The organism is Eubacterium album (assembly GCF_025336545.1).
GTDB classification, from domain to species: Bacteria; Bacillota; Clostridia; order Lachnospirales; family Lachnospiraceae; genus Eubacterium_U; species Eubacterium_U album.
Genome location: NZ_JAODBU010000004.1, coordinates 59,417 through 84,178 on the forward strand (window position 1 = coordinate 59,417; position 24,762 = coordinate 84,178).

23 protein-coding genes, 1 pseudogene and 1 riboswitch are annotated in these 24,762 nt (G+C 30.9%); of the genes and pseudogenes, 19 read left to right on the forward strand and 5 right to left on the reverse strand.

Annotated features, from left to right (window positions below; genetic code table 11):
- The first annotated feature begins 24 nt into the window (after positions 1–24).
- The 10 genes from N5B56_RS04905 to N5B56_RS04950 all read left to right on the forward strand — a co-directional run bounded on the left by N5B56_RS04905 (position 25) and on the right by N5B56_RS04950 (position 11,029).
- Positions 25–627: a class I SAM-dependent methyltransferase gene (locus tag N5B56_RS04905; RefSeq protein WP_022088524.1), complete on the forward strand. Its 603-nt coding sequence runs from the start codon at positions 25–27 to the stop codon at positions 625–627.
- Positions 628–858: 231 nt separating this feature from the next.
- Positions 859–1,092 carry a helix-turn-helix domain-containing protein gene (locus N5B56_RS04910; protein ID WP_346432192.1) on the forward strand — a complete coding sequence of 78 codons (234 nt, stop codon included), beginning with the start codon at positions 859–861 and terminating at the stop codon, positions 1,090–1,092.
- Positions 1,079–3,211, forward strand: coding sequence for a leucine-rich repeat protein (locus N5B56_RS04915; RefSeq protein ID WP_260978477.1), 2,133 nt, complete (start codon positions 1,079–1,081; stop codon positions 3,209–3,211). The genes N5B56_RS04910 and N5B56_RS04915 overlap by 14 nt, the downstream gene beginning before the upstream one ends.
- 305 nt (positions 3,212–3,516) lie before the next feature.
- A complete protein-coding gene (locus tag N5B56_RS04920) occupies positions 3,517–4,071 on the forward strand; it encodes an RNA polymerase sigma factor (RefSeq protein ID WP_118565189.1) in 555 nt (184 codons plus the stop codon).
- Positions 4,072–4,073: 2 nt separating this feature from the next.
- Positions 4,074–4,814: a hypothetical protein gene (locus N5B56_RS04925; RefSeq protein WP_022088528.1), complete on the forward strand. Its 741-nt coding sequence runs from the start codon at positions 4,074–4,076 to the stop codon at positions 4,812–4,814.
- Entirely contained in the window at positions 4,801–5,664 is an 864-nt protein-coding gene (locus tag N5B56_RS04930; RefSeq protein WP_118565190.1) for an ABC transporter ATP-binding protein, read from the forward strand. The genes N5B56_RS04925 and N5B56_RS04930 overlap by 14 nt, the downstream gene beginning before the upstream one ends.
- Positions 5,665–5,691: 27 nt before the next feature.
- Entirely contained in the window at positions 5,692–6,894 is a 1,203-nt protein-coding gene (locus N5B56_RS04935; RefSeq protein WP_118565191.1) for a hypothetical protein, read from the forward strand.
- A gap of 84 nt (positions 6,895–6,978) precedes the next feature.
- Positions 6,979–8,055 carry a hypothetical protein gene (locus N5B56_RS04940; RefSeq protein WP_118565192.1) on the forward strand — a complete coding sequence of 359 codons (1,077 nt, stop codon included), beginning with the start codon at positions 6,979–6,981 and terminating at the stop codon, positions 8,053–8,055.
- Positions 8,056–8,243: 188 nt separating this feature from the next.
- Positions 8,244–9,605: a hypothetical protein gene (locus N5B56_RS04945; RefSeq protein ID WP_260978478.1), complete on the forward strand. Its 1,362-nt coding sequence runs from the start codon at positions 8,244–8,246 to the stop codon at positions 9,603–9,605.
- A 521-nt stretch (positions 9,606–10,126) separates the two neighbouring features.
- Positions 10,127–11,029 (forward strand): AraC family transcriptional regulator, encoded by a 903-nt coding sequence (locus tag N5B56_RS04950; RefSeq protein WP_260978479.1) that lies wholly within the window; start codon positions 10,127–10,129, stop codon positions 11,027–11,029.
- 281 nt (positions 11,030–11,310) lie between these two features.
- Here N5B56_RS04950 and N5B56_RS04955 read toward each other — a convergent pair whose 3' ends face one another.
- Positions 11,311–11,784 (reverse strand): pyridoxamine 5'-phosphate oxidase family protein, encoded by a 474-nt coding sequence (locus N5B56_RS04955; protein ID WP_117909949.1) that lies wholly within the window; start codon positions 11,782–11,784, stop codon positions 11,311–11,313.
- A 367-nt stretch (positions 11,785–12,151) separates the two neighbouring features.
- Here N5B56_RS04955 and N5B56_RS04960 point away from each other — a divergent pair, with 367 nt between their 5' ends.
- From N5B56_RS04960 to bsh, 5 genes and pseudogenes are all read left to right on the forward strand, one after another.
- Complete coding sequence (locus N5B56_RS04960) at positions 12,152–13,144, forward strand: DUF3878 family protein (RefSeq protein ID WP_117909950.1); 993 nt, start codon at positions 12,152–12,154, stop codon at positions 13,142–13,144.
- A gap of 145 nt (positions 13,145–13,289) precedes the next feature.
- A complete protein-coding gene (locus tag N5B56_RS04965; RefSeq protein WP_117909951.1) occupies positions 13,290–14,429 on the forward strand; it encodes a fibronectin type III domain-containing protein in 1,140 nt (379 codons plus the stop codon).
- A gap of 208 nt (positions 14,430–14,637) precedes the next feature.
- Positions 14,638–15,234: a hypothetical protein gene (locus N5B56_RS04970; RefSeq protein ID WP_313958656.1), complete on the forward strand. Its 597-nt coding sequence runs from the start codon at positions 14,638–14,640 to the stop codon at positions 15,232–15,234.
- Between the two features lie 160 nt (positions 15,235–15,394).
- A pseudogene (locus N5B56_RS04975) lies at positions 15,395–15,706 on the forward strand (N-acetyltransferase family protein); the annotation flags it as partial.
- Positions 15,707–15,808: 102 nt separating this feature from the next.
- Positions 15,809–16,783 (forward strand): choloylglycine hydrolase, encoded by a 975-nt coding sequence (gene bsh / locus N5B56_RS04980; protein WP_260978480.1) that lies wholly within the window; start codon positions 15,809–15,811, stop codon positions 16,781–16,783.
- A 287-nt stretch (positions 16,784–17,070) separates the two neighbouring features.
- Here bsh and N5B56_RS04985 read toward each other — a convergent pair whose 3' ends face one another.
- Both N5B56_RS04985 and N5B56_RS04990 read right to left on the reverse strand, forming a co-directional pair.
- Complete coding sequence (locus tag N5B56_RS04985) at positions 17,071–18,279, reverse strand: VWA domain-containing protein (protein ID WP_260978481.1); 1,209 nt, start codon at positions 18,277–18,279, stop codon at positions 17,071–17,073.
- 10 nt (positions 18,280–18,289) lie between these two features.
- Positions 18,290–19,108 (reverse strand): AAA family ATPase, encoded by an 819-nt coding sequence (locus N5B56_RS04990; protein ID WP_260978482.1) that lies wholly within the window; start codon positions 19,106–19,108, stop codon positions 18,290–18,292.
- A gap of 378 nt (positions 19,109–19,486) precedes the next feature.
- Between N5B56_RS04990 and N5B56_RS04995 the strand changes: the two genes are divergently transcribed.
- The 4 genes from N5B56_RS04995 to N5B56_RS05010 all read left to right on the forward strand — a co-directional run bounded on the left by N5B56_RS04995 (position 19,487) and on the right by N5B56_RS05010 (position 22,571).
- Complete coding sequence (locus N5B56_RS04995) at positions 19,487–19,783, forward strand: Dabb family protein (protein WP_022088542.1); 297 nt, start codon at positions 19,487–19,489, stop codon at positions 19,781–19,783.
- 35 nt (positions 19,784–19,818) lie between these two features.
- Positions 19,819–20,835, forward strand: a complete 1,017-nt coding sequence (locus N5B56_RS05000) for an SGNH/GDSL hydrolase family protein (RefSeq protein WP_260978483.1) — start codon at positions 19,819–19,821, stop codon at positions 20,833–20,835.
- Positions 20,836–20,948: 113 nt separating this feature from the next.
- The gene (locus N5B56_RS05005; RefSeq protein ID WP_022088544.1) at positions 20,949–22,007 is read left to right on the forward strand and encodes an iron-containing alcohol dehydrogenase family protein; all 1,059 of its coding nucleotides are present in this window, start codon (positions 20,949–20,951) and stop codon (positions 22,005–22,007) included.
- A 109-nt stretch (positions 22,008–22,116) separates the two neighbouring features.
- Positions 22,117–22,192, forward strand: a riboswitch (cyclic di-GMP riboswitch).
- Between the two features lie 100 nt (positions 22,193–22,292).
- Positions 22,293–22,571, forward strand: a complete 279-nt coding sequence (locus N5B56_RS05010; protein WP_260978484.1) for a hypothetical protein — start codon at positions 22,293–22,295, stop codon at positions 22,569–22,571.
- 254 nt (positions 22,572–22,825) lie between these two features.
- On the opposite strand, the gene N5B56_RS05015 is transcribed toward N5B56_RS05010, so the two are convergent.
- The gene (locus N5B56_RS05015) at positions 22,826–24,001 is read right to left on the reverse strand and encodes a phosphoribosylaminoimidazolecarboxamide formyltransferase (RefSeq protein ID WP_118565198.1); all 1,176 of its coding nucleotides are present in this window, start codon (positions 23,999–24,001) and stop codon (positions 22,826–22,828) included.
- 21 nt (positions 24,002–24,022) lie between these two features.
- Positions 24,023–24,736, reverse strand: coding sequence for an IMP cyclohydrolase (locus tag N5B56_RS05020; protein WP_260978485.1), 714 nt, complete (start codon positions 24,734–24,736; stop codon positions 24,023–24,025).
- Between the last annotated feature and the right edge of the window lie 26 nt (positions 24,737–24,762).

The following is a 24,762-nucleotide window of genomic DNA, read 5'->3' on the forward strand; positions in this document are numbered from 1 at the left end:
AGATATGCATTTTTGCGATAAATTATGAAACAAGACAAAAACGAAATAAGGTGGGACAAACTTCTTAAGATTCGCACCACAGGAAGAGATGATTCAAAAGCAGACCAATATAGATATCCTTATGAGCCAACGCCGTATTCAGTGCTAGAGCGTCTTGCCAACAGTGGGCTTATACGTAAAAATAATACATTGATTGATTATGGATGCGGCAAAGGAAGAGTTGATTATTTTATGGCATATCAGACAAAATGCAAATCAATTGGAATTGAGTACGATGAGCGTATTTATGAAAAGGCAATGACAAATAAAGAAACTGCAGTGTCATCTAATAAAGTCATAATTGAACTTGCAAATGCAGAGAAATTTGAAGTACTTGAAAGTGTGGATAAGATTTATTTCTTTAACCCATTTTCTGTAGAAATCTTGCAAAAAGTAATTGCACAGATACTAGATTCTTATTATGAAAATATAAGAACGATACAACTGTTTTTTTATTATCCATCAGATGAATATATTTCGTATTTAATGACGGTAGACGAATTAATGTATTATGATGAGATTGATTGCAGAGATTTATTTGACGGAAATGATAGTAGAGAACGGATTATGATTTTTGAAATTATGTAGGCGATAATTATGTGATTGAAAATAAGTTTCTGTATAAATATTGTAATTTTTAAATATGAAATTAAACTTTTGGGGTTAATTTTAATATATAAATTATAATATTTAACCTGTTTAGCTAACCGTGTATAGGTATCGGCATCACTTTTTATTTGTATTCCATATATATTTTCACGAGTAACCAGTACTGCATCAGCTCTGGCTTTACCCGTTTGTTTCTCTTATTGGAAAAAAATTGCAGATAGATTAAGAAAGGTAAGAAAAAGACGTTCTATTTCTCAGGAAAAACTTGCAAATATGAGTGGAGTTAGTTATGGCTCAATAAAAAGATTTGAAGCAACAGGACAGATATCGCTAATAAGTCTTACAAAGATAGCAACAGCTTTAGGTGTAGCAGATGAATTAAGGGAATTATTTACGGATGTTCCTTATAGAAATATTCAGGAGGTTATAAATGAAACAAAATAAAATGAAAAATTTTTTAAATAAACTTGTAGCAACAGTATTAACAATATCGTTAAGTTGTTCATATGGAATTGTGTCAAATAAAGAGGTTAAAGCAGATAACGGATTAATTCCGACAGCATATGATAATTTGAACAGATCATTAAGAAAGAAGTCACAGCTGGTTAATTTGGCGAATGGATATATGCGTGTTTTTTATAATGAAGAAAACATTGGAATAGAATATTATGACAAGAATTTTAATATACAGAGCAGAAAAAATATAAACATGGAATTGCCGATGTGGGGTGGATTTTATGCAGGAAATAATGGCTATTATTTGGTTGAAGGAGTAAGCAACACTGATGAATCAGATACTGCAGAGGTAATTCGTGTAATAAAATATGATAAAGATTGGAACAGAATTGGAGCAGCATCAATTACAGGAAACAGCAATTTATTTGGTGGTGAAGTAAGGTATCCATTTGACTATGGGTGTGTTGAAATGACAGAATACAATGGAAAATTATTTGTTGTAACAGGGCATCAGGGCTATGTAGACCCAATGTATAAGCAGGGACATCAGGGATTTTTAATGATTAGCGTGGATGAAAATACAATGACGGGTCAGATAGTTAAAAGCGATTTGTGGCATTCTTTTGCACAATACATAGTTGAGAAGAATTCAAATTTGTATGTTTTAGAACAAAGTGAAGGTTCAAGATATACTAAACTTACAAAATACAATGCTGATTCATTAAGAGCAGAATCAATCCCATTACTTGAATATGGTGGTGAGCATACATCCGCATGGGCTATATCATGTTATGCAAGTGTAGATGATTTAGCTGTTTCGGCAGATAATGTTTTGTGTTTGGGAACATCTATAGATCAAAGTCAATATGAAGTTGTAAATACGAATACAGCACATAATATTTATCTTACAGTTACTTCACAGAATGAATTTGATGAAGAAAATACACAGATAAAATGGATGACTAACTATAAAGATGATGGAAGTTGTTTTATTGGAACTCAAATAACAAAAATAAATGATAACAAGTTTATGATTTCATGGGAAGAATATGGAAAAAGTCAGACTGCAGGGACAGAAGATTTATTAGAGTCATCTATTTTACATTACATTTTTGTAGATGGAAATGGTAATAAAATTAGTCAGGAATTTACGGCATCAGCACCAATTTCAGATTGTCATCCGATTGTAGATGGCTCAAAGATTATATATTATGCATCAAGTTCAAATATGGTTGATTTTTATTCTATAGATATTAATAGTGGAAAGATGGATAAAAAAATATATCGTGTAGCAGGACAAAATGCAACATGGGATTTTGAGTCTTCAAATGGAACATTAACAATATCAGGTTCAGGTGCGATAGATATTGATACAGAAGTTCATTATAGATATCCGGTTTCATCAACAAGTAGAGGATTTAGTTATTCATCATCTGACAACACATGGACAAATATAAGGAACAAAGTAAAGAAAATTGTAATTAAGTCAGGAATAACAAGCATTCCGGATAATGAATTTAAAAGTTTTGATAATTTAGAAGAAGTTGAAATTGGCAAAGGTTTACAGAAGATAGGGGATGAAGCATTTTATGGTTGTAGAAATTTGAAAAAAATAACAATTCCTGCAAGCGTTAATAGCATAGGAAAAAGTTGTTTCGAAACAGGATATTTCTGGATTGGCAGTGGAAAACCGGTTATTTCAGTTACAATATATACAACTGAAAATTCATATGCAGCACAGTATGCTAAAGCAAATGGAATACAATGCAAGATTGTGAATAAAAACGCAGATAAAACAAATCAAACTAAGAAAAAAACTAAAATTGCGAAAGCAAAAATTAACATAAAATTATCATCTAAAAAGAAAAAGACAATAACAGTTAAATGGAATAAAGTGTCTAATGCCAAAGGCTATCAGATACAATACGCAATGAATAAGAAATTCACAAAGAATAAAAAAATTGTGAAAACAAATAAGCATTCAATGCAGATTAAAAAACTTAAAGCCGGTAAGAAATATTTTGTAAGAGTAAGAGCATATAACATAACAAAAGGAAAGAAAAAATACACAAAATGGAGTAAAGTAAAAAGCATTAAATGTAAGTAATACAGGAACTCATGATGTCAAAATTAGGAGTGTCCAGATAAAATGCCACTTGATTGAAATAAAATCAAGTGGCATTTTGAGTTTGTAATATCTTTTTAGATAATAAATATCTAAATCATTTATTAAATATATCTAATCTAGGTTATCTGTCTGATTTTAATTTTAATATATTAATTATCATAAAGTTAATTATAAGTAGAAAAAGAGGGATTAAATAAGAAATTCCTCCAATATAATAAATATTAAAACTATTTTCAATTAATTTTCGTATATAATAATGTAATACAAATTACAGGAGAAAAAGAATGCATTCAGATTATAGGCTTATTAGAGAGATAAAAAAGAAAAATGACAGAAACTCAGCAAATGAACTGGTCAGCAGATATTATGACGAAATTTATGTTTATGCTTATAAACAACTTCAGGAAAAAGAGTTAGCGATGGACATGACGCAGGACATTTTTATAGCAGTATTAAATGGATTACATAGCTATGATGAGAAAAAAGCTTCTTTTAGAACATGGCTTTACAGGTTGGCCTCAAATAAAATAACAGATTTTTATCGGAGCAGATTTTATAAACAAAAATTATTAGAAGCCGGTCCGGTAGAAACAGATTACATCGGGACGAATGATAATCAGGAAGAAATGATTATTAATAAAATGACAAATGAAAAAATGATTCAGGATGTGATGATACTTATATCCGGATATAACAATGAGTGGATTAGGATATTCCAAATGAAAATATTTGAGGAGTTATCATTTAAAGAAATTTCTAAGGAATTAGGTATTTCAGAAAACACGGTTAAAACGCGTTATTATACGATGATTAAAATGTTGAAAAAGGAGTTAGCGTAATTATGGAAAATAAATATAAATTTGATATTGAGTACCCTACACAAATCGAAAAACAAAACAGTATAAATTTTATACTTGATGCGACTAAAAAAGAGGAAGAGCCATTGATTACAAGGCTAAAAAATCTATTCTTAGGACCGGGAATAAATGTTATATTCTATCAGTCAAAATTACTTGTATTAATGTCACTTGCTATATATTTGTTTGCAATATCTTTAGGATATGTTTCATTTTCAATAAATGATTATATAAGTCCTGAATACATGATAATAATAATGTTTCCTGTTATTAATGTGTCATTTTTTGCACTATCAATGTGGAATGAAGAACAGTCTGCAATAGTAGAACTTAAACGCACATTGAAATACTCACAAAGTTATATTATTACACTTAGAATGTTGTATGTGAGTATATTAGCAATCGTCATCAATGAGGCAATGCTGTTAATTATAACTGATGTTAAATATCAGTTAAAAATAGTCATTATTGCTTTTGCTACGTCATTTATTTTTTCTGTAGTATCACTATGGCTGTATGACAGGTTTAATAATTATTACAATATAGTTTTTTTATGCATAGCATGGATAGTGGGAACGACAGGAATATCAAAATATAATTCATTAATTATAAATACAATGCTAAATACAGTGCCTACTGTTGTTTGTGTTGCAATTGCAGCTATTAGTTTTGGAATATTTATAGCTTATTTAAGAAAGGTGGAAAAAGAAAATGCTTACGCTTAATAATGTATCGAAAAATTTTGGAAAATTTACGGCAGTAGAAAATATAAGTTTAAACATGGATAATGGATTATATGCACTGTTAGCACCAAATGGAGCAGGAAAGACGACCATTATAAAGATGATAACAACTTTGCTTAATCCTACTGAGGGTGAAATTTTATATGATGGAGTAAATATAAAAACAATGGGAGCGGCGTATAGGGAATTGCTTGGTTATTTGCCACAGGATTTTGGATATTACAAAAATAATACTCCAAAGCAGTATCTTTCATATTTGGCAGCTTTAAAGGGAGTACCTAAAAAAGAAACAGCAGAAAAAATTGATTATTTGTTAGAAATGGTAGGATTGTCAGAAAATGCTGACAAGAAAATGAGAAAATTTTCAGGTGGAATGATTCAGAGAGTTGGCATTGCACAGGCAATGTTAAATGACCCTAAGATATTGATTTTGGACGAGCCAACAGCAGGATTGGACCCAAAAGAAAGGGTAAGATTTAGAAATATAATTTCAGTATTGTCAAAAGATAGAATAGTCATACTATCTACCCATATTGTGTCAGATATTGAATCAATTGCAAATCAGGTAATTCTTATAAGAGATAAGCATATTTACAAAATGGATTCCGTAGCAAATATTTGTAACGAGTTATCAGGAAAGGTATTTGAGATGCAGGTAAGTGACAAAGAATATGAAAAGATGGAAGAAAAGTATATTGTTTTGTCAGCAAGACAGGAAAAAGGATTTATGACAATAAGAGTGTTTGACGAGGCAGATGATGGAACGGATAATGATAATAAGGTAAGTGTTTCACCAAATTTGGAAGATGTATTTTTAGTTAATTACAATTAACATAATAATGGTTAATAGGAGAAAAATATGATTAAATTTGAGTTAAAAAAGATATTTAATATAAAAATCGTGCTTGTAATCTTTGTACTAACAGCATTATTTTACAATATGTTTTTAAGCACTAATTATTTTGCTACATCTAATATGGGGGCAGAAGATAAACTATGCACCATATTAATGAAAGAATACGGAACAAAATTACCGGTTAGTAAAAGAAATAAGTTAGAAGAAATAAAACAAGAATATATTGAAAAAGTTGACAAGTATATTGCAGGGGATGAAGTATTGAAAAATGCAGGTATAACTAACTATAAAGATTACAAATCAATGCGCTCAGAAGAAGGACTGGATGATAAGGTAAAAGAAAAATTAAATGACATTTCATTTGGAAGCTATGCTGAAGAAACATTTCTGATTCAGGAGGTGGATTACTGGCAGGAATGGGAAACAGGGTTACAGTTTGCAGGGCTTAGTAGGGAAAATGCAGAGAGTAATATAACAGAAAATGTAAGACGACATACAGGGGAAGTAAATAAGCTGAATCCTAAATTTCTTGAAAGAATGGAAAAACTATATACAAGAGATTACACGTCGCTTTTATCAGAAGATGCAGCTGAATGTGTAAAAAGTGATTTACCTTTGATTGGTTTGCTAATGTTAATATGTTCTGCTTTATTGATAATACCTTATCAGATACGGGAAAGAATAAGAAATGTGAATACATTATTTTATACTACAAAACATGGAAGAAATTTGGTTAACACCAGAATAACAGCTACCGTTATTACTACCGTTTTAGTTGGAATAGCACATATAATTATATTTTATGTATATTTGATAATTAGAGGAGTTGGAAAATATTTGGATTGTCCTATATATTGCACTGCAAGAGTTAATTCATGGTATGATTTGAATTTTGGTACATATATTTGCTTAAATTTATTACTATACATATTTGCAATTATGTCACTTATAATGCTGTATTTTTTAATATCAAAAATATCACTAAATTATGTGGTTGGTTTTGCAAGTGCAATTCCTTTTACGGTTATCATAGCTATTATTTTTAATAAAATAATGTATGGATATTTGATAATAGAAAACAAAATGAAAATAACTTACGATGTTTACCGCCCTATATTGATTTGCATAAGTTTTACAATTATTGGTTTGATTATTGCAGTAGCGTTAGCAAAATATGAAAAGAAAAAAGATGTAGTTATTTGTTAATAAGCAGATTAAAAGATAACTATTTGTTAATAAGTAAAATTAAAGTATAAAAATTTGTTAATAGATGAAAAAGGAAGTGGTAATTTGCTGATAAAATATGAAATAAGAAAAATAATAAAAAATCCTATTGTGTGGATATTAATGTTATTTTTTCTTGTCATTAATATTTTGAATATTGAAATGCAGGTTCATGATTATAAGAAAGACATAAAACTTACGCATCAGTATATTCTAAACGACAAAATTGATAAAGAATATCTGAATTCTGTTGTTTCAATATATGATGATTTTAATATGCAGATTGTAAAAAATACTAAAATGGATTTGTATGATTACAATCCAAGTGGAAAGTATAAACTGTTTATAGACAACTGTTATAAAAAATTAGAAAAAAGAGTAGAAGAAATAAAAAATGATGGAGAAAGTACACAATTAACTTATCCGGGTCAGGTATATAGATTACATAAATTGCTTTATTACAACATATTTAAAAAACTATTGCTGGAAATGGCTGTTGTAATAAGCATATGCACATTATTTTTAATGGATTATGAAAGGATAAACAATACGACAGGAATAGTATATGCGACCAAAAAGGGACGAACAATTCAGAAAAGTAAAATGATAAGTGCAATGATTGCCGGGAGTGTTATTAATGGTATTTTGATGATAGGAACTCTAGGATATTATTTCGCAAATATTTCTTATAAAGGACTTTGGAATACCTCATTATCATCGGCAATGGCTATGGAATCGAGAGGAATTCTTAAATATCCATTCATTACTTATGCGAAAATGAGTTATGCAAAATATCTTTTATTCACAATATGCTACGCAACAGTGTTGATAATACTTATCAGTGTTTTAAGTAGTGCCATTCAATTAGTAACTAACAATAGTTACATAAGTATAATTATTGTTGTCATTACAATGTTGGGATTATTAAATGTATTACAATTTTCTACAAACACATGGTTTGATTTGTTAATATCATTTAATCTGGCTTCAAGCTGGAATGATTGTGGTTCATGGTTTATGGAAAATCATTTATTTACTTCGTTTAAAGCTTATGATTGGATTAGTATTTTGGTGCAAACCTGTATTGTAAGTATTTTATTTAGTGTTGCTTATAAGAGATTTTGCAGAAAAGATTACGTGTGATGAATAACGGGTGGGTATTGGAAGGATAAGTGTGAATAAAAGTAGCTCAGAGTAAGTAAAGAAGCAGAAAAAATTTTGTTAAATATTGAATTATCCTCTAAAGATGATATATTATTAATTAATATTATTTTAGGGGATGATTTTATTTATAGGATAGACGAAACAAAATTGATGAAAAATGTATTCTTATGATTCCGGCAATGTTAGATGCACATTTTTCATTGCTAAATTATGCTTTTTATTCTAAAAATTATCATCCGATAATTATAGAAAATGAAGAAGGAATAACAGATATTGGGCTAAAATATGTAAACAATGAAATGTGTTATCCGGCTATTTTGAATAAAAAAGAGGAAAAAATTATGTTAAAAAACGAACGAAAAATTGTAGATATTTTAATTAAATATTCGGATTATTTATTTGTGTTAGCAATAACAATATTATCTATTTATATAAGAAACAGATTGCTTCCAATCGTATCAGGTGATGCCAATTATTTCTTACTACCATGGTATGAAGAAATTAAAAATAGCGGAGGCTTAGATGCACTTTCTAAACAGACAGGTGATTATTGTATTTTGTACCAGACACTAATTGCCTTATTTACATATTTACCGCTTAAACCATTAGTGACATATAAGGTGATATCGTGCATTTTTGATTATTTATTGGCATTAGCATGTGTTATGGTCATTAGAGAATTAACTGAAAATCGTTTGTATATGATTTGGACTTTTGTACTTGTTGTATGTTCACCTATAGTTATATTTAATTCATCGGCATGGGCACAATGCGATTCGATATATGCAACCTTTTGTGCGTGGACAATATATTTTTGTATAAAAGAAAAGTATTCTTTTATGTTTATCGCATATGGGGTTGCTCTTTCATTAAAATTGCAGGCTATATTTTTGCTCCCATTTATTTTTATAATTTATCTGATAAAGAAACAATTTTCTATTATAAAAATTTTTTATGTACCATTTATGATGATTGTTTTAAGTGGTGTTGGAATTATTTATGGTAGAAAAATTTGGGATGTGTTTTTAATTTTTAAAAATCAGACACAGGCTTATAATTCAAGTCTCACATCTAATTATCCGGGATTATGGGCCATATTCTCTACAGAGATGGCAGATTTAAATATAAAATATTCAACTGCTGCTACAATGATATCAATATGCATAATAGGAATGATTTTTTATTATTTAATGAAAAAAATGTCAAACATTAATAAAGAACAAATTTTACAGTTGGCATTTATTTTTGTATACATAGCAGTACTTACTATGCCGCACATGCATGAGAGATATGGATATTTATATGAGATATTTGCAATTATGCTTGCATTGCTTTATAAGCGTACGATTATTCCATGTATTATATTACAATTAATTACATTTTTTACTTATTCATCATATTTATTCAAGCAGGAACATATGCTTACGGTTTTGGCGGTAATAAATATAGGAATATTCATATATTATTTTTGGATATTTTTTGTTCAAAAAGAAAATGAAAAAACTGAAAACCTATGCAATAACAATTAATAAAAGAGGAACAGTGTATGTAACAGTTAAAAGAAGCATTTCCATAATTTGGAGATGCTTCTTTAGGTGAGTTAATGAAATTTCTAACGATGTTTAAAATTTTTTATATAGTTGTGTCGGAAGTTAAGTTATTTCTTAACAGGCACAAGGTCCATAAGTTCTTCATCCCATACATATTCAATATCTTTGTTCATATCTAGGTGCCTCCTTTTTATTTAATAATTTATGAAAGATTTAGTTTCTATAAGTATAATACATAAAAATATGCAAAAATAATACAAATATCAAATTTATATATTATAACAATAGTGCAAAAAAATAAAAATATGTTATAATTATATAAAAATTAATGTAACAATCGAACAATATAAATATAACAATAGTATAAAAAGATTATAACAATAGTACATTTATACAATACATAGATTATTTGACATTAAAGAATATAATAAAAGCTTATTAAACATAAAGCGATAAAAGATATTGGATTATGATTAATTATTACAGGAGATGAGTAAATAATGGAAAAAATTAAAAACATCAGACTTAGAACGGATAATTCGGAAATTATACCATATACCATAGAAAGCATACCAATATATGCAGTGAGAGAGCAACAGTCAAACTATCCTAACATGTGTGGGATAATGCATTGGCATGATGATATTGAATTTATTAGAATTGTCTCAGGTAGAATGAATTATTTAGTAAATGATAATGTAATAGAATTGAACGAAGAAGATATTATATTTGTTAACAGTCAACAGATTCATGGACACAGGCATATTAATTATGAGGAATGTATATTTGATGGAATATTGGTCCCTACAAATGTTTTAGTTTATCCGAAACAATTGGCAGAAAAATACGTAAATCCATTTTTTTACGACTCTAAGTTTTCGAGTTTTGTATTTAGAAAAGGAGACAGAGGTCATGATGAATTGACAAATACATTTAATACAATGATGTCACGATTGGAAAAAAAGGTGGATGCTTATGAATTTGATATGGTTGCAGGAGCTTACAAATTAATGTCAGCAATAATAAAGAGATTAAATTGTAAAGGTGTAGAGAGAATTGGAGTGTCACCGTGGACAGATACCTTACATAGAATGATTGGCTTTATTCAGTCGAATTATAAAAATACAATTAGTCTGGAAGAAATTGCAGCAGCGGGAAATGTAAGTAGAAGCCAGTGTTGCAAGATATTTAAAGGAATAATGAACAAAAGTCCTAATGATTATCTCACGGAATACAGAATAAATAAAAGTATCGATTTGATTTTAGGAACAGATATGAAAATGACGGAAATTGCTTATGAATGTGGATTTAACGGTTCAAGCTATTTTGCAGAAATTTTTAAAAAAATGATGGGAGAAAGTCCAAGAGAATATAGAAAAAAGAAAAGAAATAAAAATATTTAAAACATAAAAAAGAAATCCAATGTAGCATGGTATCAGATTCTAATTACTGACAAAGAGTGCAATTTTAGAGCGGTACCTGTTAATATATGGATTTCTTTTTTTAGTTAATCTTTTATTTGATATGATGTCGGGGAAAAAGCCATCAACTTTGATACCTTTGGATTGTCCCATGCTACGTATTTCCACAATCAGAGAGAAATATTTAATCAGCCAAGAATGTGTATGATTGTCCCATGCTACGCATTCCTACAATATTACCCAATTATAATATTTTACATTAATTAATGAACATTATTTCTTCTTTTACCTGTCATATCAGAAACAACAAGTTTAAAGACAGTAGTAACTTTCATCATATCTGTATTAAATTTGAAATCTTCTTCGTGATACTGAGCCATAAGAATTTTTAATGCATCAAATTTATCTTCATCCGGTACAAATTCAATGGTTCCGTGTCCAATGACGCTTTCATACCCCATGGTACATGACATTCTTTCTTCATACATTATAAATCTGTGACCACAATCCATTTCAAATGTGGCTCTGTTATCTTGTCTGATTAAATCTAATTTAGTTCCTTCCTTAGCACAATGGAAATATAGTTCGACTTTATCGCCATCAACATGTAATCCAAAATTAAGAGGTACAATATAAGGAAAATCCTTATCATTAAAGGCAAGTCTGCAACAGTCACACTTGCGGATTATTTCGATTATTTCATTAAAATCTGTTATTTCACGGTCTTTTCTTCTCATAAAAATCACTTAAGTCCTTTCATTTGTATAATTAGAAAAAATAAATTGTATATATATTTTATAACATGGTGTGAAAATATAAAACATATATTTAAGTTGCTTTATGCATTTATGATAAATAATAAATCATTAATTTTATATTAAAATATTACGTAAAAGATATAAAAATTGTACAGACAATACTGTATAATAAATATATAAGATGTTGGGGCAAAAGCTACCAACTTTGATGCCTATGGATTGGTTCGTGCTACGAATAGGTATCGTATATAAAAAGTTATTATTAAATTAAACTTGTTTTATTTTATAAAAATTCGTAAGAATGATAATCATAAAAAGAGATTAATAATAAATTTGGAGAAAAACAATGGAAAATCAAAGCATAGATGTTACAAATGAAAATACAGAATATGAACAGGAAGAACTTGAGACTTTATATAATTTAGAAAGACTGCTAGAATCGGGGCAGTTTGAACTTGTATCAGATAAACCTGAGAATGGAAAAATCAGACTGATATACATAATGAATGATGCAGTGGAAAGCTTCATTGTATTTGACAATGCAAGACTAACAGGCACATATGATAGTAAATTTGAAGGTAGTGTTACAGCTTCACTAACCGGAAATGAAAAAGAATATGTTATGGTAGTACATCAGAATGAATCAGTATTTTCAATATTTTTTCAAAAAATGTACATGGAAAATCATTTATACAACTACGGAAAAATCGGACATTTTTGGGTGAAAGGATACGAATATTTAAGAAATATTGAATATAAGATTGCAATAGTGCGGGACAAAAGGGAATATTTAGGAGAAGAGTATTGTAATAATCAAGAATTAAAATTAGCACATTTGTCGGATTTTCCACCTTTAAATTATTGCTGCTATCCGTCAGTGCCACAAAAATATATTGTTCCAAAAGACGATCCATGGACTCCGTCAAATGAAGCAATTCAGGTAATGTATGATATGGCAGAATTGACTAGAGACAGAAAAATGCAAAGGATGCTGAAATTTTATAAAAATCATCCTGAAAAATGTGTCGCAAAAATTATAGCTTCTATGTTACATAGAAATTCTCACAAAGAATTGGTTGATTATTTGGTAAATATATTTGTGAAAGCGTCGGAAAATTATCCTGTGAGAAATTTTGGAAAAGAAAATGAAAAATTAGAAAAATATATAAAGAAAGCAGAACAGTTAAAGGAAGAGTTAAGTAAAGATGGAATTGAGGCATCAGTCATTACTGAAGAACCTTTTGTTGAGGTAAAAGACTCAATAGAATTTAAAGTATATTTGATGATTTGGAAAAAAGGAGTGTTAAATCGAAAGGTCGAATTAAGAAGAATTGTGTAAATAGGTTATTTATTCAAATTTAACAATCAAATAACATTTTTCAGATAAAATTAAGAAAATTTTAACAACAAAATTGCATTCTTTTATTGAAATAAAAACGTTTTCGATATATGATTAGAGTAACAAATTGAAAAGGAGAAGAAAAATGAGAAAGTTATTTAAACAGATTACTGCAGTAGCTATGTCAGCAACAATGATTATTGGTGCAGCAGGAGTTACATCAGCAGCAGTTGCACAGGGAACTAACGTATCACAGAATGAATGGACATCATATTCTCTTCATACAAGAGAAGACAATGGTGAATGGGAAGACAAGTTAATTAAAGATGGTCAGAGTTACATGAACACAGCTAATGCTTACAAGAGTTATGGTGAAAATGCATCTTTAACAGCTAAGACAGCTTCATCATTTACAATGAATGTTGTAAGTACAGGATGGAGTGCTAACTGGAATCCATTCACAGGAAAAGTTACACAGTCTAATCCATGGGGAGTTACAGCAACTCAGATTATGAACGTTGAAAGAGGAAGATATTACAATCTTTCATTCAAGATTAAGAGTACATTATCAAATGAACTTACAAAGACAGTAGAAAGAGCTGATGGTACAGCTTATAATGAAGGAACAGGAAAATATAACTATGTTAAACATGTTCACTTCAAAGTATTTGATAATAATGATAAAGATGGTGCTGCATTAGATTTAACAAATTTAACAGCAACAATTGGTGGCGCAAGTGTTCTTACAACAGGCGATGCTAACATCAACAAAGATTTCTCATCATTTATCGCACTTGATAGCAAGAATACAGCAGATGACGGATGGGTTACAGTAACAGCATCATTTATGATTCCATCACTTAAGTCAGAATACCAGAGTGGAGTTAAAAATCCTACAGTAGGTGTTAAATTTGCATTCGGTGCATTATTAAGAGAATATGAAGATGAAAACAACATGAGTGGTACAATCGAAGTAAAAGATTTCTCTGTTGTAGCTGATATTATGTCACCTTCACAGGTTAAAGTTACAAAAGTAACACCTAAGAAGAAAGCTATGGTTGTAAAGTTTAAGAAATCAAGCGGAGCAAAAAAATATGAAGTTCAGTATTCATTAAAGAAGAACATGAAAGCTGCAAAGGTTAAGACAACAAAGAAGACATCAATCAAAATTAAGAAATTAAAAGCAAAGAAAACATATTATGTAAGAGTAAGAAGTTACTTTGAAAACAATGGCAAGAAGATTTACAGTCCATACTCAGCAAAGAAGAAAGTTACAATTAAATAATTTTACTTAATAAAAAAGGGACGTTGAGCTAAAAAGATTAGTTCAGCGTCTCTTTTTTGTATTCATTGCCCAATATGGTGTAATTCAGGTCTTAGTATGAATGGTAACCAATATCTACATTTTTTGTTATGTGCAGTAAATCTCATTTCAACACTTTTATCTTAATTAAACATATAATAAATATTATCAGAAATATAATATGAGGTTTATGGTGGATAGTAATGTAAATGGACTTATGTTTCAATTAGGAAATATAATGAGAATAGATAATGGGTTTGTTGAAGAATCGGTATGTTTTAATACTGCGGGAGGCTACATTGTAGTTTCATATAATGATACATCAATGGGAAGAAACAATAGGCAGCAGGTCAGATTAAATATAAATAGAAATACAAAAATTATTAACTTTAGAGGACAAAATTTATGTACTTGTTGCATACAGGAAGGTATGTGGATTAATGCAATTTTTTCAGGTGCTATGACAAGAAGTATTCCACCACAGGCAAATGCATTTTTAATTATTGTACAGGGAAGAAGTCAGCAATTGGTTAGCTCAGTAACAATAGACAGAATTGCATCTATAGATTTGGAGAACAGCTCTTTTTATACGGGAAATAGAAATGATATTAATTCACAAACGAGATTTATCGTAAATAATAATACAGTTATAACAGACAGAGAAGGAAACAGAATCAGATTACGAAACTTAAGACCGGGACAATTAGTTAGAGTAAATCATGCAAATTTCCAGACGGCAAGCATTCCACCACAGACAACAGCGTTTTCGGTTCAGGTGTTGCAATAGGGAGAAAAATACTGGAACTGAGCAATAAAGTATGATAAAATCGATATAGGTTTTACAAATTGGGATGAGCATAAAAATAATAATTAATGATGGCAGAATCACCCTACATATTGGCAGATATGTAGGGGTTTTTTATGAATGGAAGAATTGAATGATGAAAAAAATTTTAGGCTTATACATTCTGCATCCAAATAATGTAGGAAGATGCGGACATATCTGTAACGCAAGTTACACAGTATCATCAAAAAGCAGAGGATTGCATATTGGAGAAAAACTAGTAAAAGACTGCATTTTAAAAGCTTACGATAATGGCTATAAAGTGCTTCAGTTTAATGCTGTAGTGGCAACAAATGTACATGCAAGACATTTATACGAACGTGTTGGATTTAAACAATTGGGTATAATACCTAATGGATTCAGATTGAAAAATGGGAAATATGAAGACATATGTCCATATTATATTGAAGTGTAATAATTTTTGAACCATTACTGGCTCCAAGCAGTGGAACATCCTAAAATTAAACTTACCTATTTTACAAATTAAATATTATAAGTAGAAAATGGAGGAAATTATATGTGTACAGCAGCAACATATAAGACAAAAGATTTTTATTTTGGCAGAACACTTGATTACGAATTTTCTTATAATGAGGAAGTTACGATTACACCAAGAAACTATAAATTGAAATTCAGACATGGAATTGAGGCAAAAAATAATTATGCAATTATTGGAATGGCATTTGTTGTAAATGATTATCCTTTATATTATGATGCGATAAATGAAAAAGGATTAGGAATGGCAGGACTCAATTTCGTAGGAAATGCTGTGTACAGTGAAGTAAAATCTGACACTAAAAATGTAGCACAATACGAATTTATACCATGGATACTTAGACAATGTGAATCAGTAAAAGAGGCACGAAAAGTATTAAGTGAAATGAATTTAGTAGGAACTCAGTTTAGCGAGCAATTGCCGGCGGCAAGTCTTCACTGGATTATAGCAGATGCAAATGAAGCAATAACAGTTGAATCAACTGAATCGGGATTACATGTATATGACAATCCGGTAGGGGTATTGACTAATAATCCACCATTTGAACAGCAGATGTTTCAACTTAACAATTACATGCATTTATCATCAAAACAACCGACTAACAGTTTCTCAGATAATTTGCAACTTAATTCATATAGCAGAGGAATGGGTGCAATTGGAATGCCGGGAGATTTGTCTTCAGGGTCAAGATTTGTAAGAGTAGCGTTTACAAAAATGAATTCCAAATCAGGGGAAACGGAAAATGAGAGTGTTAGTCAGTTCTTTCATATTTTAGGTTCAGTTGAACAACAAAGAGGATGTTGTGAAGTAGATGAGGGTAAATACGAAATAACTATTTATACTTCATGCTGCAATGCGACAAAGGGAATTTACTATTACACTACTTATGAAAATAATCAGATTACTGCAGTTGATATGCATAAGGAAAATCTTAAAGGAGAAAGCCTTGTGAGATATTCTTTGATACAGGAACAGCAGATAAAAATGCAGAATTAACAGATGAAGTGTATGTGCCCACGCCCATAGGTTCAGTATAAATTTAAAGTAAAAATAAAATTACGGATAATATTTCAAATTGAAAAATTATCCGTAATTTGGTTTACATAATTTAATTGTAGAATTCAAAATAATTAAATTACTAAAATATATTACGGACGAAAATTGATTTAATATTATCCGTAAATCAAGTCCGACTTACACAATCACAAGTCGTCAGGCGCATCCACGAGCCAAAATCAAGTCCGACATATAAATCAAAGACCGGTCACCAGCTCCACGAGCCTTTATTTCTTCTTATCATACATAAGTGTTTTTATTCCACGCTTAAGTCCATCAACAGTTAAAGGAAACATGTCGATGTTTTCGCGAATTACTCTTTCAGATTCCATCCAGTACATATTGTTCAAATCTCCATAGTGATATGAAGGATTTAACCAAATGCTGTGTGGATATTTTTTCTTAAAAAGTTCAATCCATTCCTTACCTGAAAGTCCACCGTTTGGACCACTGTAATTACCGTTTTTATCTTTGAATTCTTCAGGTGCCATACCTGCATCGCCAATAATAATTACTTTATAATCCTTATCATAATTTCTAAATGCCCATGTAGTATCTATCCAGTCACCACTTGCGCATTCAGGTGTTTTATATAATTTAGCATAAATACAATTGTGGAAGTAAAAAGTTTTTACATCCTTAAAATGATTAGCTTTATGCACAGCCTGAAAAAGCTCGTTACACAAAGAACTATAAGGATACATCGAACCACCACTGTCAAATAAAAGCATAAGCTTTACAGTATTTTTTCTTGGTTGTTGAAATTCTAATTTTAAATAACCACCCTGATTACAGGTTGAATTAATTGTTCCGTCGATATCAAGTTCAGTTTTTGGCAAATCAAGTTTTCTTGAATATTGGCGAAGTTCACGGAAAGCAACCTGAAACTGTCGCATTGTAAGTTTTGTATCACGTCTGAAATCTTTATAACGTCTTTCGCCCATAACAGTGAAAGCAGTTTTCATTCCGGCCTCATTTCCTAACTGAATACCACCGGCTACGTGACCTCTTTTACCAAATTCAGAGCCACCGCCCATACCAATCCAGTAAGTTCCACCGTGATGCTCAGTTTTCTGTTCACCAAGTCGTTCCTCAAATTTACGATGAACTTCCTTGGCTTCACGCTCGGTACGCTTGTCTATATATTTGCTTGGGTCAGTTTTCTTGCCCGTTTCAACATCATTGTGCAGCCATGCATCAATTTTACTCATATCAAAAGAATTATCTTTTATATCGTTAAAATATTCCTGAAAGGCAATATCAAATTTGTCATAATCACCTTCGCTTTTAACTAAAATTGTACGGCAAAGATAATAGAAATCAGTAAAATTTGAATGGGCCAAATCTTTATCAAGAGCGTCCATAAGCATAAGCCATTCGGTGGTAGAAATGTTTAATCCGTGATTTTTCAATACATAGAAAAAGTCAGTAAACATAAATTCCCTCCTATAAGCTCATCTGTTTTATTGTTTCTAAATCTTCATCCTTCTTAATTAAAACACCAAGATATGGAAGTGTTTTTTCAATAGAATCAGGGTCAACGCCACCAATCATAAGAGCTCTAATCCAATCTATAAATTCAGATGTGCTAGGTTTCTTTCTAACATCTCTAATACTTCTAATCCAGTAAAATGTTTTCATTGCCTGCTCAAGCAAATGTTCTTCTAAATTTTCAAAATGAGCATTAACAATCTGTCTCATTAAATCTGCATTTGGAAATGAAATATAGTGGAAAATACAACGACGTAAAAATGCGTCAGGAAGTTCCTTTTCAGCATTTGAAGTAATGATAACTATAGGACGGATTTTTGCCTTAACAGTTTCTTTAGTTTCATTAATATAAAATTCCATTTTATCAAGTTCCCAAAGAAGATCGTTAGGAAACTCCAAATCAGCCTTATCTATTTCGTCAATTAATAAAATAACCTGTTCATCTTTTTTGAATGCTTCTCCAAGTTTTCCAAGTTTGATATATCTGCTGATATCATCCACACCATCTACACCAAACTGGCTGTCGTATAATCTTTGAATCGTATCGTAAATATATAAACCGTCCTGAGCTTTAGTTGTAGATTTTATGTTCCAAATTAATAATTCTTTGTCAAGAGCTTTAGCAACTGCCTCAGCAAGCATAGTTTTACCTGTTCCCGGTTCTCCCTTAACTAACAAAGGCTTTTGAAGCTTTGTTGCAACCTCAACTGCTGCTAATAAATCGTCAGATGCTACATAAGTATCAGTTCCGGTAAATTTTGTTTCTGCTGCCATATTAAAATATCCTTTCCGTAAATAAGTATAATTTCATTTATATTTCAATCTGACAAAATTAACAGAATTACGCTTGTGCAACTTGTCACTCGCAACAGTTCTAAATCTTCAACATGTAGTTTGAATTTCAAACGATGGTTTCATTCAAACTACATATATGTCGATTTGAACCAGCGACGACAAATGCAATTTTGCTAAATTTTGTCAGATTAAAAATGTAATGATATTGACCTTAAATTTTAATTAATTCTTAATAATAAATTTATCGTTTTCAAAAGTTATAGTACCATAATGAAAATATGAATGTCTACAACAATTGAAAAAACTATTTAGGTCGGTTACAATGGTGTGGAAAGAATAAATTTTAGGAGGCATGAAATGGTAAAGCATATTATTTTATGGAAGTTAAAGGAAACATTAACAGAAGAAGAAAAGGTACAGGCGAAGAAAGATATAAAGGAAAATTTAGAAGCATTAGAAGGACAGATTGACGGATTGTTAAAAATGAACATCCGAATAGAATATTTGCCATCTTCATCTGCTGATATAATGATGGATAGTGAATTTGAAAATGAGGATGCATTGAAGGCATATCAGACACATCCAAAACATCAGCATGTTGCAAACACATATGTAAGACCTAATGTTGAAACAAGACTTAGTATGGATTTTTAGACATTGCTATTTTATCAGAAAGGTGGATTATAATTATGAAAAAATTTATTACTTTTACATGGGCATGCACAATAGCACTTATTTTGGCAGGAATGTGTGAAATGAGTTCATTTGACAATGGGATTCAGAAGTATTCATATGTAAAAAATGTTAAGGCAGAAACTGTAAAAAATCACGAAAAAAATCAGAGCATAATTTTAAATGCTCCGACAGTTAAAGTAAAGAATAAAACTGAAAAACAAGTTAAGATTAAATGGAATCGTGTAAAAAAAGCGAATAGTTACAAAGTATACAGAGCTACAACAAAGGGTGGAACTTATAGTCTTCTTACATCAACAACTACCAGAAATTACGTGGATACAAATACAGTAGGCGGTCAAAAATACTACTATAAAGTGCAGGCTATAAGAACAGTTGCCGGAAGCATGGGAGAAAGCAGTCTTTCAAAGGCTAAATATGTAAAGGCTGCAACTAAAGATTTAAGTATTGTAGTTGCAGGAGAATGCTATGTTGAAGGAATTGAACTTTGGGCAAAGAATCAGTATCCAAAGGGAACACATTTTATAAGTAGTGTAGGTGTAAGTAGTTCAGGATTTATAAATTCAAAGAAATTTAAAGTTAATGGAAAAAGTGCTACAGGTATAGAAAAAGTTGCATCATATAATCCTGACAGAGTATATTTTTTAATAGGAATGAATGAATCAGGTACTGACAATACAACTCCTACAATCAACAATTTTAAAACAATGATAAATAAACTTAAAAAGAAAAATAAAAATGTACAGATAGTCATTCTTCCAATAGCACCAACGGGCAAAAGAAGTACTGCAAATGTGCCAAAGAAATCACAGCGTTTGAAATTTAATAAAGCGTACTCAGATTTGGCAGCAGCAACAGATAATGTATATTATTATGATTACACAGGTTTGTTTGATGATGGAAAAGGATATTTGAAATCATCATGTGATGGCGGTGACGGATGCCATTGGACATCAACAGCAACAATTAATTTTTCAAAGAGCCTGATGGATTGGTCAAAGAATAATTTATAGAAAATATAAAATTTATTATGCCGGGAAATATTTGAAATCATTACATATTGGATAGGTTTTAGATTAATGTTCCCGGCATAAATAATATTAAGTTAATCAAAGGAGTCACAATAATGGGTGGAAGTCATATAGCAATACCTACAATTTTGAAAGTCGGAAAAGGAACATTAGAAAATCTTGGAACTTATATTAAGTCAAGTGGGATGTCTAATGCCGTAATATATTTTGGAAATGATTTAATAGACATGTTTGGTGAGACAGTAATGAAGTCACTTAAAGATGCAGGAGTCAATGTGCTTGGCTACAGAGAAATGGATTCAATTAAAATAGAAGAATTGATAGGGATTGCATTTGACATTGATTCTAAAGCACAGGTTGTAGTAGGTATTGGTGGTGGTAAAGTTATTGACGGTGCAAAATATGCCGCATATCTTAGAAAATTACCATTTATAAGCGTGCCTACTTCAGCATCCAGTGATGGCTTTTCAAGTGCCAGTGCATCACTTCTTGTTAATGGAAGACGTACATCGGTTCCGGCAAGAATGGCATATGGAATTGTTGCCGACACACAGATAATAAAAAGTGCTCCTGAAAAATTTATTTATTCAGGAATTGGAGATATGGTATCAAAAATTACGGCACTTTATGACTGGGTGTATGAAGATCAAAAAGGTTATACAGAGTTAAATGATTTTGCAATGATGATTGCAAAAAAGGCTGTAAATAGTTTTGTAAGAACACCGTTTGAAAGTATTAAAGATGATTTGTTCTTAAAAGAGTTGTTAGACTCGCTTGCAATGAGTGGAATCGCAAATGAAATTGCAGGAGGAAGTGCACCTACAAGTGGAAGTGAACATTTGATTTCACATGCTCTTGATAAAATGCTTCCTGTACCACAATTACACGGAGTCCAGGTTGGCATTGCAACTTATCTAATGAGCGTTGTTCAGAATCACAGATATAAGAGAGTAAATACAATATTTACCGATACGGGATTTTGGAATTTTGTTGAGAAATTAGACTTGGATATCAAAGACTATGAAAAGGCAATAGATATGGCACCTTCAATAAAGCCTCACAGACATACTTATTTACATGAAAAAGAATATAGAGATTTGGCAAAGAAGGTATTATATGAAGATGAAAGATTGAAAAAGGTATTTCATATTTAAAGAAATTTTTATAGTAAACGTGAATTTGTATAGACAAATTGACGAAAACTGTAAACAAATTGTAAATCGCATTGTATATATAAAAAAAGCGATATACTATAAATATAGTAAATATATTTAGCAAAGCAGGTGAAAACCTGTGACGCAAAGCTATAGGGCCTTTAAAATGGCAGCCAGTTGCACTTTATTAGTCTTGGTGTGCTGTGCCAGGACTTTTTTGTACAACATTTTAGCTTTAGTCATAAAGCAAAGTATATTGAACATCTTATTCTAAAGGAGGAAGTCATGAATAAGGAATTGTTAACACAAGCGGGAATTGATGTTAACGATGGAATAAGAAGGTTTAATGACAAGGAGGATTTGTATGAAAGATTTTTGTTTACATTTCCAAAGGATGTAAACTATTACACAATGTGTGAAGCAATAAGCAAAGGAGACGCAGAACAGGCTTTTCAGGCAGCAAATGCATTGAAGGGGATTACAGGTAACTTAAGTTTAAACCAATTGTATAATCATATTATTCCATTAGTCGATTCTCTAAAGAAAAATGGAGAAGGTAAATGAACTTCTTGAGGTGGTTTCAGTGGATTATGACAAAGTTATTAAAGCGTTATCTACAAATGATAAAAAATAAAAAGTGGACAGGTCATCTTATCTTTATATTTTTTATTGAACAAAGAAATCCGGCAGACGGTTAAGTGCTGCCGGATTTCTTTGCTTTTATATATTTATTTAGTTGAAATGATTTATTCAAATTACAAAATTTTATAATTAAATAATAGTAATCTGTCATTAAATTTCATTACAGAAATAATATTTTAGTGATGGAATAAACGGATTCCTGTAAAGCTCATTACCATATTATGTCTGTTACAAGCATCGATAACATCTTGATCACGAATTGAACCACCAGGCTGTGCAACATATTTAACACCGCTCTTAGCAGCTCTTTCGATATTGTCATCGAATGGGAAGAATGCATCAGAACCAAGTGTAATATCTGAAGCCTGAGCTAACCATGCCTGTTTTTCTTCTTTTGTAAATACAGGTGGTTTTTCTGTGAAGATACTTTCCCATTTACCATCTGCAAGAACATCCATATAATCTTCACCAATGTAAAGGTCGATTGCATTATCTCTGTTAGCACGTTTCATACCTTCAATAAATGGAAGGTTAAGTACCTGTGGTGCCTGACGAAGTAACCAGTTATCAGCCTTCTGTCCGGCTAATCTTACACAGTGAATTCTTGACTGCTGTCCTGCACCTACACCTATTGCCTGACCGTTTTTAACGAAACATACTGAGTTAGACTGAGTATATTTTAATGTAATCATAGCAATTGCCATGTCAATTTTAGCTTTTTCAGGAAGGTCTTTGTTTTCAGTAACAATATTGTCAAAGAAATGTTCATCAATATTTAAGTCGTTACGTCCCTGTTCAAATGTAACACCAAATACTTCTTTATGTTCGATTGGAGCAGGTTCATAATCAGGGTCAATCTGAATAATCGCGTAACTTCCTTTTTTCTTTCCTTTTAACATTTCTAAAGCTTCAGGTTCATAACCCGGAGCGATAATTCCATCTGAGAATTCTCTCTTAATGATTGCTGCTGTAGAAACATCACAAACATCAGAAAGAGCAATGAAGTCACCATATGAAGACATTCTGTCAGCACCTCTGGCTCTTGCATAAGCGCTGGCAAGTGGTGATAATTCTCCTAAATCATCAACCCAATAAATCTTTGATTCGATTTCACTTAAAGGAAGACCAACAGCAGCTCCGGCAGGTGATACATGCTTAAAAGATGTAGCAGCAGGGAGTCCTGTAGCTTTCTTTAATTCTCTAACTAACTGCCAACCATTGAACGCATCAAGGAAATTGATGTATCCCGGTTTTCCGTTAAGAACTTCGATAGGAAGTTCACCTTCATTCATAAATATTCTTGATGGTTTCTGATTTGGATTACAACCATATTTTAATTCTAATTCTTTCATTATAAATCTCCAATCTTTAAATTATTTATTCTTGTTAATAATCTTAGTTTCGTATTTCCCTGTTTCAATATCGATATATCTTACAAATAAAGAAACTTTGTTATCTTTATTTAAACTGTTCCAAAGCATATCTGTGAATTCGTTCATATCATCTTTAATTGAAACAAGCTTTGGTTCACCTTCAAAACTTGGAAGCGGATTTCCATCATGCATATATGTATGAATAAAGTGACCTTCTCCATTTACAGGATTTTCATATGTAAATGTGTATCTGTTGCATGCATCAGGGTTACCGTTGTTGCTCTTTAAAATAGACATTGCATAATTATAAGAACCATTTTCAACCTGCATAACTCCTGAAATTCTAGGTGTATAGTTAGGACCGTCCGGTTCAAATTCTCTTGTTCTTAATGACTGCTCAAAAGTCTGACCTTTATCCATTAATTCGTAAACAGTATCTGTCTGGTCACCGTTTGTAACGATAGTTCTGTTACCAAGAACACGAACAGGAGCATAGATAATAAGACTTGGATCTACTAATTTAGAAGGGTCAAATGCCTGAGTACGGATTCCTTCGCCATCTTCGACAAAAACTCTGTTTCTGCTGTTTTCGCTTCTTCCCATGATGAAATAAGCTGTTACTGCGTATTTGCCATTAGGAGTTTTACCGATTACGATTCCTCTTCCAGGGTACGCATTTTCTTTTAATTCATTTTCAAGTGATAACATCTGCATAGTGTTTCTCCTTTATAAAAAATTTT